We start from the raw sequence: 14755 nt of genomic DNA on the forward strand, positions 1-14755 counted from the left end.
TCAGCGCGGGGAGGTGGTGACAAGCGCGCGAGCAGGGAGGGGTGTCGCGGCAAGCGCATGCGATCGCCGTTCATGCCGCTGCAAGGAATTACGGAACCGGCTTGAGGCCGATGCCGCCATAACGGCCAACGCCGCTACAGTCTGGTGGCTACCAATGAAGCGTTTCACCTTCCTTGCCAAAGTCATTGCGATAGCATTCGGCTCGGAGTCCGGATGCCGTCGCCTCGCACTCCGCCTTGCTGCTGAAGCTGCAGTCGTTGCCGCCTTCGAAAGACAGGCAATAGTCGACGGCGGGACGGTGCGGAGCGGCCGATGCGGGCTCGGCTATCATCAGTAAAGCCACGGCCGAGACGGCCATCGCGGCCCCCGCGGCCACGCTATGGATACTGCTCATCTTCTTCTCCTCGAATCAGCCGCCCTTTGTTGAGGTAGGCGGCAGACCCGCGGAATCGATTATAATCTTTGTTAGTCTGGCGGAGCGGACAACAGATCAGTCGTAGGGTGGGTAGAGCGAAGCGTGCCACCGCCACGAGCCGAGCGCGGATGGTGGGCACGCTTACGCTTTGCCCACCCTACGCTTCTCGCTCCTCACAACGACGGCAGCACCTCACGCCGCTTCCGGCGGGGCCTGCTCGGTCGGCGCTTCCGGCATCGGGAAGGTCTTGTACTGCTTCGGCAGGTTGATGGGCCGATAGTCTTTCACCGCGTCCATGCGCCTGACCACGGATTCGTGGATCACGGCATCGTCAGGAATGAACCGCGGCTCGCAGTCGGGGATGTAGAAGCCGAAATGCGATTTGCGCTCCGGCCATTCCTTGTAGGTGGCCTTCTTCGGCATGTATTCCATCATGCGCCAGGCCCATGTCATCGGATCGTGCATCTTGCCCGCGACGTCGGGCTTCACGTAAGTGAACGGGCTGCCCCTGCGTTGCACGCCCCAGGCGAGCTGCTTCACCATCTGCATGTTCACTGTCAGCCCGGACGTCGTGGCCTCCTCTAACATCCAGAGCAGCGGATATTTCGACAGCGCGCTTTGCGCTTCCGGATAACCGCCGCCGATATCGCCATGCGCGCCGGCGAACCATACCTGCAGGATATCCTGCGGCTCGGTCTTCTCCTCGGGGATGAAGCGGTTGCTGAAGAAGGGCTGCGGCTCGACATACTTCTTCAGGCGGAACATGCAGCGCCGCTCGTCGATCGAGATCGCCTGGCGAAAGATCCTGATGCTCGGATTGTGCAGCGTGAAGGCGAGCTCTTCCAGGCTCGGCCAATAGAGCCGGTCCGGCCTCGGCACGAAGATGCTGGCGACCGTGTCCCAGACGCCGACGAAGCGAATGGTCGGCCAGCGCACCGAGAGGATGCGCGCGAACTGCGCGGCGTTGTCGTAGCGGTCCTTCGGCAATGGCCCGTACTCGTCGGTCGCCGGCCGTTGCAGCCTGGCGTCCGTGCCCGCTTTGCCGTCATCGGAGAACTGCTTGTAGGCGGTGAGCCCGCTGCCGGCGAGGTTGACCTGCTCCGGCGAGAGCAGCCCGATCTTGTGGATCAGCCCGGCCAGCACGCGCACGGTATAGGCGCCGCGCGAGAAGCCGAACAGGTAGATCGCATCGCCATCCTGGTAATGGTGCACCAGGAATTCATAGGCCGCGAGCACGTTGTCATCGAGCCCGTAGCCGGTGGTGAGCCCGAGGATCGCATTGAAGTTCTGCTTCAGCTTGTGCCACGGATCCGGCCGCGCCAGCGTGCCGACGCCCGGATCGTAATAGACGAACTGCCGCGGCGACGTCTTCTCGGTCTTGCGCAGGCAACGATAGAGCTTCAGGACGTTGGAAATATTCTCGTTGATCTCATTCCCCGTCCCATCGCAGCAAATCACGATGTTCCGCATGGCGTCCCCTCCCTGCTACCTCAGCGAGTATAGCGCGAGTCGGGAAAATTTGGATGGCGCTTCTCACGATCGGTTGCGTCCGGCGCCGTCATTTTCATCCCCAGATAGTGGTAGAGAAAAATGCAATTTTTTATTATGTTCGCTGCATCACACTCAAACGGCCTGTTGCACGATCGATCAGCGTTGCGCGGCCTACCGCGCCGCCTCACGAGCCTTCATCAGTTTGATTTAATCCCGTCCTCATCAGGACGAGAGCTCATCGGAGTCAGCGCCCATGCCGGCCGATCCCGTCACCCAGGTAGTTCTCGATTTCGACGGCACATGCACGCAGATTCCGGCAATCTACGAGCGCTATCTCGAACTCTTTCTGAAGGGCTTTAACGAGGCTGGCTTCAACGTTTCGGCAGAGGAATGGTTGGAAGCGCAGGAGATCGTGCGGGCGCACTCTCCGGAGGAGGGCTGGATGGTGGCCGGCTCTCCGGCGGCGCCGGTGGCGGCTGACCCATATATCATGGCAAATGAGGCTGCCCAGTTGATCCTGCGCCAACGCAGGGATACGCGCCCGCTGCCCAACATCAACGCCTCGGCCTATGCGGCTGCGGCGGCGCCGTGGCGCGATGACGCGCTCGATACGTTCTCCGCAATCGTCACGCATGGCGCGCGCATCATTATCGTGTCGAACTCAAGCTCGGCCTTCATCTCGGGGAGACTTTCGCTGTTGCTCGAGACGCGGACGGACCTGCAGGACAAGATCACCGTGCAGAGTGATGCCGGCAAATTTCGCATCTGCGAATTGAGCTGGCCCGATTCCGGAACGATCTCAGCGCAGGACGCCGCTCGGTTCACTGCACTGCCTGTGGCCTATCAGGGACTTCTGAAACGGCCGCTCTATCTCCGCCGCGGCGCGTATTTCGAGGCGATCCGCCGGGCGCTGGCGGATGACCTCTCCGCGCTTTCCGGCACGCTGTTCTGTGGCGATATTTTTGAGATGGATCTGGCGATGCCGTTCGCGCTGGGCGCGCGCGTGCACTTGCTCGATCGGGCAGAGCCGTTTTCGACCTATGATTACGAGCGGTGTGCGCTCGCAGCCTGTGGGAGTCGCGGCCGAAACAGCACTGAGCTGCACGGCCTGCTCGAATGGTTCAAGTGAAGAACGCGCCGTTGCGCCGGCGGACGCGCAGAAGCGCTCAGCTCGCCTTCTGCTCCGCAGCCGCGGCGCGCTTCTTCTCGATCTGGCGCTTCAGGTCCAGCACGCGGGGCGAGAGGTGCGCGGCGTTCGCCTTCAGCAGGAACGCATCGAGGCCGCCATTGTGGTCGACGCTCTTCACGGCGTTCGAGGAGACGCGCAGGCGGATGTTGCGGCCGAGCGATTCCGACTGGAAGGTGATGTTGCACAGGTTCGGCAGGAAACGCCGCTTGGTCTTGATGTTCGAGTGGCTGACCTTGTGGCCCACCTGCGGGCCCTTGGCCGTCAGTTCACAGCGCCGGGACATTGTTCAAATCCTCTTCCATCCCCGCTTAACCAACAGCGCGCGCCGCGCGCGGCGGGGGTCCAATTCCACGTCCATTTTCCAGGAACCGCGGACGTATAGGGGGTGCGGTGCAGAGCGTCAAGGATTTATAGGCTCCGGAGCCTCGTTCCCTTGCTCCGAAACCCTTAATTTGACGCGTTTGCTTCGCGCGAACGGTAAAACGCTATGGGGTCCAGAACCTGCACGTTCACAAGGCCGTTCAGCGGTTTAACCTACCATATAAAGGGCGTATTCAGGCTGGTTAAGTGGTTCCGTATTTGCCCGCGTTGCTTGCCGGTCATTGCTTCCTAGATGAGCTTTCGGCGCCGACGACAGGATCGTTAAGTTTGTGAGCATTTTCAGCAGTTTCCTGCCCTCGCTGAGGGAATCCTGGCTGTTGTGCGCCGGCGCGCTGTTGATGTTGTTGCCGGAGGGCGCGCTCGCGCAGGGTCGGCTCGATGCGCAGTACGAGGCTTCGCTGGCCGGTATTGCGGTCGGCAAGGGAAGCTGGACCATCGAGATCGGCGACGACACCTTTTCCGCGATCGCGCAGGGCGGCACCTCCGGGCTGCTCAAGGCATTTGCCGGCGCCGGCGGGGTGGGCGGCTCCCAGGGGCGCGTGGTCAATGGCGCGCTGGTGGCGGCCGGCTATACCGTCAACTACAACAGCTACAAGAAATCCGAGACCATCCGGATGTCGCTCGGCGGCGGCAGTATCAGAGAAACCGTGATCGAGCCGGAGCCGCCGGTCGATCCCAACCGCATCCCGGTCACCGAGGCCCAGAAGAAGAATGTGTTCGATCCGATGACCGGCTCGCTGTTGCGGGTGCCGGGCGCGGGCGAACTGATGAGCCCGGACAGTTGCCGCACCAGCGCGGGCATTTTCGACGGCCGGCTGCGCTATGATCTCAAGCTCGACTTCAAGCGCGTGGAAATGGTCAAGGCGGAGAAGGGCTATCAGGGCCCGGCGCTGGTCTGCGCGATCTATTTCACGCCGATCGCGGGCTACATCCCCGACCGTCCCGTGATCAAGTATCTCGCCGAAGCGCGCAACATGGAGATCGCTTTCGTGCCGATCGCGGGCACGCGCATCCTGATCCCGTTCCGCGTCAAGATCCCGACGCCGTTCGGGCTCGCCATGCTGGAGGCGACGTCGTTCGTGACGTCGGCCACGCCGCCAAGGGTGGCGAAGACGCAGTGAGGCTGGGCGCTGTCATTCCGGGGCGATGCGAAGCATCGAGCCCGGAATCCATTTCTCCTCTGGTGCATGCGGCCCGATGGATTCCGGGCTCGTCCTGCGGACGCAAGGGAATGACGGAGAGGGCGCGAATCCTGTTGACTCTTTGCCGCTTCTGATTCGACTCCATCCCTCAGAGATTTTAAGGAATTTGCCCGCGCCGTGACCGTCCTCAAACCCGATCTAGTGCTGGAACCGAAACGCCGCCGCGAGATGTTGCGGTGAACGAAGGAGAACGGCGGTGGAGTCAGCGATTCGGCCGCGATTCGTTCTAGACTCGTTCCGAAGCTTAAGCAGCAGCAGGAGGGCCGTCGCATTGTGAGACAATATCCCTAAATTGCGCGCCACGAGCGGCTCAAGAAACGCATCAATAAAGCATCTGGAATCATGGCTCTTTCCTCTCCTCCCTTCGCCCATGAGCGCGCGCCCGGCGCCGGCGTCACGGCTGTGCTCGGGCCCACCAATACCGGCAAGACGCATCTCGCCATCGAGCGGATGCTTGGGCATTCGTCCGGGCTGATCGGGCTGCCGCTGCGGCTGCTCGCGCGCGAGGTCTACAACAAGATCGCCGATCGCGCGGGAGCTGAGAGCGTCGCGCTGATCACCGGCGAGGAGAAGATCAAGCCGAAGTCGCCGCGCTTCTGGGTCTCGACCGTGGAAGCGATGCCGCGCGATCTCGATGTCTCGTTCCTCGCGGTCGACGAAATCCAGATCGCGGCCGATCTCGAGCGCGGGCATGTCTTCACCGACCGCATCCTCAACCGGCGCGGCCGCGACGAGACGCTCCTGCTCGGGGCTGCGACGATGCGTCCCATCATCGAGCGGCTGCTGCCGGGCACCTCCATCGTGACGCGGCCGAGATTGTCGCAGCTCGAATTCGCCGGCGACCGCAAGATCACACGGCAGCCGCGGCGCACCGCGATCGTCGCGTTCTCGGCGGACGAGGTCTATGCGATCGCCGAATTGATCCGCCGCCAGCATGGCGGTGCAGCCGTCGTGCTCGGCTCGCTCTCGCCGCGCACGCGCAATGCGCAAGTGGCGATGTTCCAGAACGGCGATGTCGATTATCTCGTCGCCACCGACGCCGTCGGCATGGGGCTGAACCTCGACGTCGATCACGTCGCCTTTGCCTCGGACCGCAAATACGACGGCTACCAGTTCCGCCGCCTGACGCCGGCCGAGTTCGCGCAGATCGCAGGCCGCGCCGGGCGCGCGACGCGCAACGGCACCTTCGGCACCACGGGCCGCTGCGCGCCGTTCGAGCCGGAACTGGTGAACGCGCTGCAGAACCACACATTCGACAGCGTTAAAATGCTGCAATGGCGCACCTCGAAGCTGGATTTCTCCTCGCTCGGCAGCCTGCAGGTCTCACTCGCACTGCCGCCTTCGCATGAGGTGCTGACACGGGCGCCGATCGCCGAGGACATGCGCGTGCTCGACCATGCCGCGCGCGACGCCGAGGTGCGCGACATGGCGCATGGCGCTGCCGCCGTCGAGCGGCTATGGGACACCTGCCAGATACCCGATTACCGAAAGCTGTCGCCGGCAGCGCATGCCGAGCTTGTGACCACGGTTTACGGCTTCCTGATGCAAAAGGGGCGTATTCCCGATGCATGGTTTGCCGCCCAGGTCGATCAGGCCGACCGCGTCGACGGCGATATCGACACGCTGTCGGGCCGGATTGCTCAGGTGCGCACCTGGACCTTTGTAGCGAACCGGCCGGACTGGCTGTCCGATCCCGAACATTGGCAGGGGATCACACGCGAACTCGAAAATAAATTATCCGATGCGCTGCATGAACGGCTCACGGAGCGTTTCGTTGATCGGCGTACCAGTGTATTGATGCGCCGCCTGCGGGAGAACTCTGTTTTGAATACTGAAATCGGCAAGACCGGCGAAGTCATCGTCGAGGGGCACGTGATCGGCCGGCTCGATGGATTCACCTTTGCGCCCGACGCGGCGGAAGCGGGCTCAGATGCCAAGGCGCTGCAGGCCGCAGCCCAGCAGGTGCTGGCGCGCGAGATCGACACGCGGGCGGAGAAACTCTCCGCCGCGCCGGACGACGCCTTCGTGCTGACCTCCGACGGCACCATCCGCTGGACCGGCGATGCGGTGGCCAAACTCGTCGCGGCCGACGACGCGCTGCATCCGCGCTTGCGCATCATCTCCGACGAGCGGCTGACCGGCGCCCCGCGCGAGGCCGTGCAGGCGCGGCTCGATCTCTGGCTCAAGACGCACATTACGAAATTGCTAGGACCGCTGTTCGACCTGTCGAAGGCGGAGGATCTGCAGGGGATCGCGCGCGGCATCGCGTTCCAATTGGTTGAAGCGCTCGGCGTGCTGGAGCGGACCAAGATCGCGTCCGAGATGAAGGATCTCGACCAGCCCTCGCGCGCGACGCTGCGCAAGTATGGCGTTCGCTTCGGCGCCTACCACATCTATTTCCCGCAGCTCCTGAAGCCCGCGGCGCGGGCGCTGGCTTCGCTGCTCTGGGCCGAGAAGCAGGACAATGTCGATCTGTCGGCGCTGTCGAATGCGCAGCATTTGGCGAGTAGCGGGCGCACCTCGTTCCCGATCGACAAGACGCTGCCGCGCGATGCCTATCGCGTGCTCGGCTACAAGCAATGCGGCGAGCGCGCGGTGCGCGTCGACATTCTGGAGCGGCTGGCGGACCTGATCCGCCCCGCGTTGGCCTGGCGCGAGGGTGCGCCCGGCGAGAAGCCCGCGGGCGCGTTCGACGGCCGCGGCTTCGTGGTGACCCAGGCGATGACGTCGCTTACCGGCTCGGCCGGCGAGGATTTCGCCTCCGTCCTGCGCGCGCTCGGCTATCGCATGGAGCGCCGCCCGGCCCCGCCGCCGAAGCCGGTAGAGGTGGTCGAGACGGTGTCCGCCGAGACGCCGCCGGTCGAAGCGACCGCCGAGGCTGCGGCCGAGGCGCCGGCAGAAGAAGTCGCCGCCGAGCTGCCCGTGTCCGGCGAGGCCAGCCCATCGGCGGCACTGCTGCCCGAAGTCACGTTGGCGCCCGCGCCGATCGAGGAACCGGCGGCTGCCGCTGCAGAGCCCGTGGTTGAAGCGCAGCCGGAGCCTGAACCGACCGAGGCGCAGGCCGAACCAGTCGCCGAAGTGCAGGTCGAGGCGGCTGCTCCCGCAGAAGTCCCGGCCGAAGCGCCGGCTGAGCCGACGCCAACCGAGGCAACGGTCGAGGCCGCAGCCAGCACCGAAGAGGCCGCATCTGCCGAAGCCGTTGCTGCGCCAGCCGCGGCTGAGACCCCGGCCGAGCCGCAACTGGTCGAAGTCTGGCGCCCCGGCGGCCGCTCCGAGGAGCGTCGCCCACGCCACGACCGCAACCGCCATCGGCATCAGCCGCGCGATGGCGCGCAAGCCACGGCCGCAGCGGGCGAAGGTGGGGAGGGCGCGCAGCGCGACCAGCAGCGCCGCGGCCGCCGCCATCACGAATTCCGCAAACCGCGTGAGGATGCACCCGCGGAAGCCGCAGCGCCCGCCAATGGCGCCCCGCGCGAGGACAAAGGCGGTCGCCGCGAGCGCTTCGAGGGCAAGGGCCGTGACCGCGACAACGAGCGCCGCCGCGATAAATTCTCCGGCGACCGCAAGGATCGCGACCGTGGTGACCGCGAGCGCGGCGGCCGCGATTTCCGCGACAAAGGCGGGCGCGACAAGGGCCGCGAAAGCGGCCCGGCGCTCCGCCAATATGCGACCTCGGCGCCGCGCGAACGCGAGCGCGCGATCAATCCCAATTCGCCGTTCGCAAAGCTCGCGGCGTTGAAGGAACAGCTCGCCGGCAACCGCAAGGATTGAGCCGACCAAATAGAATGAGGCCGATTGGAGCGTCAGCGTCTCGATAAATGGCTGTGGCACGCGCGGGTGGTGAAGGCGCGCACCAGCGCCGCCGCGCTGGTCGAGGCGGGCCATGTCCGGATCAACGGTGTGCGCGAAAGCGCGCCTGGACATGCGGTCAAACCGGGTGACGTGCTGACCGTCGCGCTCGATCGCAGCGTCCGCGTGTTGAAGGTGATCGGCTTCTCCGAGCGGCGGGGCGACGCCACCGCCGCTCGGGTGCTGTACGAGGATTTGCAGAGCCGCGCTGAATGATTATCTCGGGCAGGCAGTGAGTTGCCTGAAAACAAAGCGCCGAACTGGCTTGCTTATCTTGCAGCAGCGGTTCTCCTGCGCTACGCAATTTTTGAAACGCAACCCCTGAAAGAATGAATCCGCTTTCGGAGTCTTTGGTTCGGAGTCCTGGATGACCTACGTCGTCACTGAAAACTGCATCAAGTGCAAATATACTGATTGCGTCGAGGTCTGCCCCGTCGATTGTTTCTACGAGGGCGAGAACATGCTGGTCATCCATCCCGAGGAATGCATCGATTGCGGCGTCTGCGAACCGGAATGCCCGGCAGATGCCATCAAGCCGGACACTGAGCCGGGCCTGGAGAAGTGGCTCGAGGTCAACAGCGAATACGCCAGGAGCTGGCCCAACATCACCCAGAAGAAGGACTCGCCCCCGGACGCCAAGGAGTTCGACGGGCAGGAGGGCAAGTTCGAGAAATATTTTTCCACGAACCCTGGAACCGGCGACTGATTCGCGCGCTGTCCCTGCCGGATCGATACCGTATTCAGACGGGGAATCGCGCCCTGGTTTAACCCTAATGACAGAGTTATGACCGTACCTGCCTGCAAGCGGCGGGATTCGGCCCTAAATCATTGATTTTTGCGGAAAATGTGCTATATTAGGCACATTGCCAGAGCCGAACCCGGCCATCCTGATCCTTGGCCCCGTTCGTTTCCGCAAAAAACATCGAACAGGGGCGTGGCAGTTTCCGCGCGCAGGCTGTGTCACAGAAAACGCGTAAAAAGAGTGCTTCCAAACAGTCAAAGAAAGCCGCTGCAGTTGCCCGCAGCGCAGTCAAAGGTCGTGCCAGGGCGTCCGTGAAGGAAACCCGTAAGGCTGCGGCTACAAAGTCCTCGAAGAACAAAAGAAGCGTGATGCCAGAAAAGACTGCCAAAACTGCCGCGAAAGCGACAGCCCAGAAGACCGTTGCTTCGAAACTAGCCGCCAAGACCGCCCCGAAGGCCGCAGCGCCTGCGCCGAAGGCCGCCGTCAAGCCGGCCGCGAAGCCGGTTGCCGCCGCCGCCCCGCGCGTCGAGGAGCCGAAAAAGGTCGTGACCCAGCGCCAGGGGTTCAAGGCCAGTGAATTCGTGGTTTATCCCGCTCACGGCGTCGGGCAGATCCTCGCGATCGAGGAGCAGGAGATCGCAGGCGCCAAGCTGGAACTGTTCGTCATCAGCTTCATGAAGGACAAGATGACGCTTCGCGTGCCCACCGCGAAGGTCGCCAATGTCGGCATGCGCAAACTGTCCGACCCGGCGCTGGTGAAGAAGGCGCTGGAGACGCTGAAGGGCCGTGCCCGCGTCAAGCGCACGATGTGGTCACGCCGGGCGCAGGAATACGAAGCCAAGATCAATTCGGGCGATATCGTCGCGATCGCGGAAGTGGTGCGCGACCTCTATCGTTCGGAATCGCAGCCCGAGCAGTCCTACTCCGAACGCCAGCTCTATGAAGCGGCGCTCGACCGGCTGTCGCGCGAGATCGCGGTGGTGCAGCACGCGACCGAGACCGAAGCGATCAAGGAAATCGAGAGCCAGCTCGCCAAGAGCCCGCGCCGCGGCGCAACCAAGGCGGAAGCCGGTGCCGACGAGGCGGACGGTGAAGGCGATGCCGACGATCTCGATGGCGACAGCGACGATGCCACCGTCGCCGACGAGGCGGCGTAAGCAGCCAGCCAAAGATTTGCAGCGAAAAGCCCGGCCAAGCGGCCGGGCTTTTTGTTTGTGTGCAGTGGATTGGGGAAAGAGTCCTTTTCAAGCGTAACCAATCAACGTCGAGGCCCGAAACGCGTTTGCAACACGTGGCAGGGAATCTCACAGCAATGCTGCGGTCGACATGCGCGCCACACGCAAGTTGTTTTGCCCGCAGCGTGATGAAAGAGGTCTCTGACGATGTTCGACAATCCCAATCTGAACGATCGTCGCGCGACGAGCGCGACCGATGCCAAGAAGGTGTTTTCCCCGCAGAACGATTTGCATCCGACGAATGAGTACCTCACGGACACTTCCAAGGACGGAGGAGATTACTGCCTCATACGATGTACCATGCCTGCTGGGCTGGTGGTACCGATGCATAGTCACGCTGATCGAGAAACGTTTTACGTGCTGTCCGGGAAGCTGGATGCTCTGAGGGAAGATCGGTGGGAGAAGCTTGGGCCAGGCGACGTCTTCGATGTGCGAGATGGGACCAGGCACGCCTGGAGAAACTCGTCGCAGGAGGCCGCTTCGATTATCTGCGTGACGACAACGAAGGTAGCCCGGTTTCTGCAAGATATCTCGATCTCGGCAGCCGATACGTCGTCCGAAGCGCACGCTGAGCGCTTCCTCAGACTTGTCCATGCATACGGGTATTGGCTGGCAAGTCCTGAAGAGAATGCAGCGGTAGGGCTGGATGTCAGCTGGAGTGGACATCGCGATTGACTGCGGCGCTCTGTTAAGTTCAGGCACCAAGTACGTTTCCGGATCATGCTCTAGCCAATCCGCTTTAGAGCACACTCGTCCAGTATCGCTTCGCCCGCAGCAGGCTCGATGCGGCCGCGAAGCGGACTTCCTGCCACTGCAGCGTTTTCCCGAAGCGGACGCGTGGCTCGATTCGCATCAATTGGCCGAAGTGATTTCATAGCGCCCACAGCTGCCGCCCCTTGGCACAAACTGCATCGTCCAGGGTGTTGGAGTTGGGTCAGTGCGTTTGCCATTTATTCCCGAAACAAAATCCGAGTGTTGCGATTCCGGCACGGCCTTCGTGCGTCAAATCATCTATGTTCGCAGGTGGAATTGGAATGGAGACACAACCGCCGCAACAAAATTCATTGGCCTTCCGATCCCAGGCGAGGCCGAAGAGGGGGAATGATATGAAAAAGTTTTTGCTGGGCACTGTTGGTTTGATTGCACTCGGCATGTCTGCTCCGGCGCTGGCCGCTGATATGGCGGTCAAGGCGCCACCACCGGCCCCGCTTCCGGTGATCTACAACTGGACTGGCTTCTATGTCGGCGCCAATGGTGGTTGGGGGCAGAGCCGCAATTGCTGGGATTTCATCGACGTTTTCGGTGGAGCGTTCAGTGACGGGTGCCGCGACCGGTCCGGAGGCGTCGTCGGCGGCCAGATCGGATATCGGTGGCAGTGGGGCGGTGGTTGGGTGTTCGGCGTAGAGGCTCAGGGGGATTGGGCCGATATCAAGAACACGCGCGCCAGCCTCATCAATCCGCTGTTCTCGACCCGCGTGGAAACGGACGGCATCGGCCTTTTCACGGGCCAGATCGGTTACGCCTGGAATACGGTGCTGCTGTACGTCAAGGGTGGCGCGGCGGTGACGAGCAACCGCTTCAGCGTACTCGACACGTTTAGCGGCTTTGAATTTGCTTCGGCAAGTTCGACCCGATGGGGTGGCACCGTGGGCGTCGGCCTCGAATACGGCTTCGCACCGAACTGGTCGGTCGGTGTCGAGTACGACCACCTGTTCATGGGCGATTCGAACAATTCATTCTCCGTGGTCAATCCGATTGTTGCCGGCGCGCTCAATCGGATCAGCCAGGACGTGGACATGGTTACGGTACGCGTGAACTACCACTTCAATTGGGGCGGTTACCCACCGGTTGCTGCCCGTTATTGATGGACTGTTGATCTCCAGCAAACTTTAAGCCCCGGGCATCCTCCGGGGCTTTTTGTTGCGCTGGCCGCTGCGTGACACCCAGAGCATTTTAAGAGGCGAAGTGGACACCAGTTCGCGTGAAGAAAGCGCGTCAAAACAAGACTCTAGAGTTTTGGTTCTGATTCAATCAGAACCGAAAATGCTCTGGTGGCAACGTCCGCTGGCACAAAGTGCATTGGACAACTGTCAGCATTGCTTCTACTTTTTTGACGCTCATCGTCTGTTCGTGGAGGTGGCCGATGGGTGCGCCTAGACGCCAAACCCAAATCGATTCTTTCTCTCGCGCCGCTGCTTCAACGCGACGCCGCGGGGTTCTCATGGGATTGAGGTCCCGTTTGTCCAAGCTGGGCGAGAACGAATTTCTATTTGACGCGGCCATCGTCTGCGTCGGGGTTCTCTCCTGCTTGATGTTGGCGATAGTTCTTTTTCTGGGCTGAGATCGAGCCAGGCGGTTGCGGTGCGCGCTCGCCGCGACAACAAAAATCTTGATCTATATCAACTACATCTTCATCTCGCGCACAAAGCTATTGCGGGCCGGACGGCCTCGGAGCCCCGTCAATCGGTTAGTCGGGTGCCCGGGGACGCGGGGGTTCGGCTGACGATTACTTGTCGGGAATGGACATGGACGCGATCAAGCTGCCGATCTGGCTGCGCATCGCTGTGGTCGCCGGGCTGGTTGCCCTAGCCGGGGGTGCAAGCCTGTACGCCTACCGCTGGTATGTCCGGCCGGTAACGCTCTCGATCGCGGTCGGGTCTTTGGATGGCGAAGCGCCGAGAGTCGTAGCCGCGCTTGCAAGCCGGCTTGCCGAAGTGAACGCGCCGGTCCGGCTCAAGGTCGTCGAAACCACCGGCGCACTCGAATCCGCCAGCGAGTTTGCCTCGGGCAAGACCGACCTCGCCGTGGTCCGCGGCGACGTCGGTGACCTGTCGCAGGCGCAAGCAATCGTTGTCCTGGCTCAAGCGGTGGCGCTCCTGATCGCACCACCGGGATCGTCGATTACTGATGTGGCCGGCCTGAAGCGCGTCACTGTGGGGGTGGTTGCAGGCGAGACCAACCAGAAGCTCGTTAGCGTATTGACCAAGGAGTACGCCCTTGATCGCGCCAATGTCGTGTTCAAGAACCTTGCGCCGGCGGATGCGCGCCGAGCGGTTGACAGCAAGGAGGTGCGTGCCCTCCTTTTCGTGCTACCCATGACCGAGAAGTATCTGTCGCTGGTACGGGGGCTGTTCTCCCAGAGCGGGAAATCCGCCCCGATCCTGATCCCGATCGATGCCGCGGGAGCCATTGCCGAGAAGGAACGTGCTTACGAGAGCTTCGATATTCCCAAGGGTACGTTGCGAGGCTCCCCTCCGAATCCGGCAGATGATGTCACGACGCTGAAGGTTTCCTTCTACCTGGTCGCCAAGAAGTCGCTTGATAACGACCTGATTGCTGAATTCACGCAGGCCTTCACGAACGCGCGCAGAGATCTTTCGGGCGAACTGCCGGTCCTGGCGCAGATGAAGGCACCTGACACCGATCCCGGCGCCTACCTTCCGGTCCATCCGGGCGCCGCAGAGTTCTACAACGGCACCCAGCAAAGCTTCCTCGACAAGTGGAGCAACGCGATTTTTCTTACTCCAATGGCTCTGGGCGCGCTTGCCTCAATACTGGCAGCGGCCTGGAAGTTTCTCAGATCCGGCGAACTCAAGACCAAGGAAGCAGCGCTGGATTCGCTCTACGTGCTGGGACAGAAGATCCGAAAGGCTAAAACGGAATCGGAGCTATCCGAGATTGAAAATCAAATCGACGAGGTCCTGCGTGCGCAGCGTGCCGGAGCGGGAACGGACGACGAAAACGCGCTTGATGCGGCCACCCTCAATGTCGCCGCCCATCGTCTCGAGAACCTGATCCATGATCGCAAAGCAGCGCTGGCCGCGGTAGGTCCAGAGCGGTGAGGGCGCGCTTTCAGCTTCTCATGAAGCCCTCGCACTCGGCTTCCGCCCATGCGAGGGTCTTCTCCATCGCTTCACCCTGTGCATGTTTCGCGGGATCGTGAGCACGGATTTCAGAGCATCGTGAGCAGAGATTTCAGACGATCGTGAGCATGGATTTCGCGGGATCGTGAGCAATTTTTGAATGGCTCAGCCCGCTTCGGCCGACAACTCAACCGGCTTAGGAACTGCCTCGTCAGTGAACGAGGAAGGCCGATGCCCACCCAGAGATTGTCGATGCGCCGGATCAAAGAGGTTCTCCGCTTAAAACATGTTCAAGGCTTGCCGGAGCGAGCCATCGCGCGCACCCTGGGCATCAGCAACGGTGCCGTACACAGCTATCTGCGCCGAGCCGGGGCTGCCGGGCTGAACT

Annotated in this window: 13 protein-coding genes; 10 read left to right on the forward strand and 3 right to left on the reverse strand. The window is 62.4% G+C overall.

All coding sequences use genetic code 11. The features are described from left to right. Positions 1–148 precede the first annotated feature (148 nt). Positions 149–394 carry a DUF3551 domain-containing protein gene (locus K288_RS46405; RefSeq protein WP_043160556.1) on the reverse strand — a complete coding sequence of 82 codons (246 nt, stop codon included), beginning with the start codon at positions 392–394 and terminating at the stop codon, positions 149–151. Between the two features lie 213 nt (positions 395–607). Continuing rightward, positions 608–1885 (reverse strand): DUF2235 domain-containing protein, encoded by a 1278-nt coding sequence (locus tag K288_RS46410; protein ID WP_043160558.1) that lies wholly within the window; start codon positions 1883–1885, stop codon positions 608–610. Positions 1886–2159: 274 nt separating this feature from the next. Here K288_RS46410 and K288_RS0124225 point away from each other — a divergent pair, with 274 nt between their 5' ends. Beyond that, the gene (locus K288_RS0124225) at positions 2160–3035 is read left to right on the forward strand and encodes a hypothetical protein (RefSeq protein ID WP_027581892.1); all 876 of its coding nucleotides are present in this window, start codon (positions 2160–2162) and stop codon (positions 3033–3035) included. Between the two features lie 37 nt (positions 3036–3072). Here the strand turns inward: K288_RS0124225 and rpmB are convergent, their stop codons facing one another. Then, a complete protein-coding gene (gene rpmB, locus K288_RS0124230) occupies positions 3073–3378 on the reverse strand; it encodes a 50S ribosomal protein L28 (protein WP_027581893.1) in 306 nt (101 codons plus the stop codon). Between the two features lie 436 nt (positions 3379–3814). On the opposite strand from rpmB, the gene K288_RS0124235 reads away from it, so the two are divergent. The 9 genes from K288_RS0124235 to K288_RS50795 form a co-directional block, all read left to right on the forward strand. Beyond that, positions 3815–4597 carry a DUF3108 domain-containing protein gene (locus tag K288_RS0124235; protein ID WP_084799716.1) on the forward strand — a complete coding sequence of 261 codons (783 nt, stop codon included), beginning with the start codon at positions 3815–3817 and terminating at the stop codon, positions 4595–4597. 423 nt (positions 4598–5020) lie between these two features. Then, positions 5021–8449 (forward strand): helicase-related protein, encoded by a 3429-nt coding sequence (locus tag K288_RS0124240; RefSeq protein WP_027581895.1) that lies wholly within the window; start codon positions 5021–5023, stop codon positions 8447–8449. A 24-nt stretch (positions 8450–8473) separates the two neighbouring features. After that, positions 8474–8743, forward strand: coding sequence for an RNA-binding S4 domain-containing protein (locus K288_RS0124245; RefSeq protein ID WP_027581896.1), 270 nt, complete (start codon positions 8474–8476; stop codon positions 8741–8743). Between the two features lie 151 nt (positions 8744–8894). Then, positions 8895–9233, forward strand: a complete 339-nt coding sequence (gene fdxA / locus K288_RS0124250) for a ferredoxin FdxA (protein WP_027581897.1) — start codon at positions 8895–8897, stop codon at positions 9231–9233. A 251-nt stretch (positions 9234–9484) separates the two neighbouring features. Beyond that, entirely contained in the window at positions 9485–10426 is a 942-nt protein-coding gene (locus K288_RS50790; protein WP_244443235.1) for a CarD family transcriptional regulator, read from the forward strand. Between the two features lie 225 nt (positions 10427–10651). Beyond that, positions 10652–11179 (forward strand): cupin domain-containing protein, encoded by a 528-nt coding sequence (locus K288_RS0124260; protein WP_027581899.1) that lies wholly within the window; start codon positions 10652–10654, stop codon positions 11177–11179. Positions 11180–11610: 431 nt separating this feature from the next. Further along, positions 11611–12369 carry an autotransporter outer membrane beta-barrel domain-containing protein gene (locus tag K288_RS0124270; RefSeq protein ID WP_027581900.1) on the forward strand — a complete coding sequence of 253 codons (759 nt, stop codon included), beginning with the start codon at positions 11611–11613 and terminating at the stop codon, positions 12367–12369. A gap of 660 nt (positions 12370–13029) precedes the next feature. Continuing rightward, positions 13030–14346 (forward strand): TAXI family TRAP transporter solute-binding subunit, encoded by a 1317-nt coding sequence (locus K288_RS0124280; protein WP_027581901.1) that lies wholly within the window; start codon positions 13030–13032, stop codon positions 14344–14346. Between the two features lie 252 nt (positions 14347–14598). Further along, positions 14599–14755 (forward strand): sigma-70 region 4 domain-containing protein (locus K288_RS50795; RefSeq protein WP_201449716.1); only part of this gene is annotated, 157 nt, incomplete at its 3' end.

The organism is Bradyrhizobium sp. Ai1a-2 (assembly GCF_000426245.1).
GTDB lineage: Bacteria > Pseudomonadota > Alphaproteobacteria > Rhizobiales > Xanthobacteraceae > Bradyrhizobium.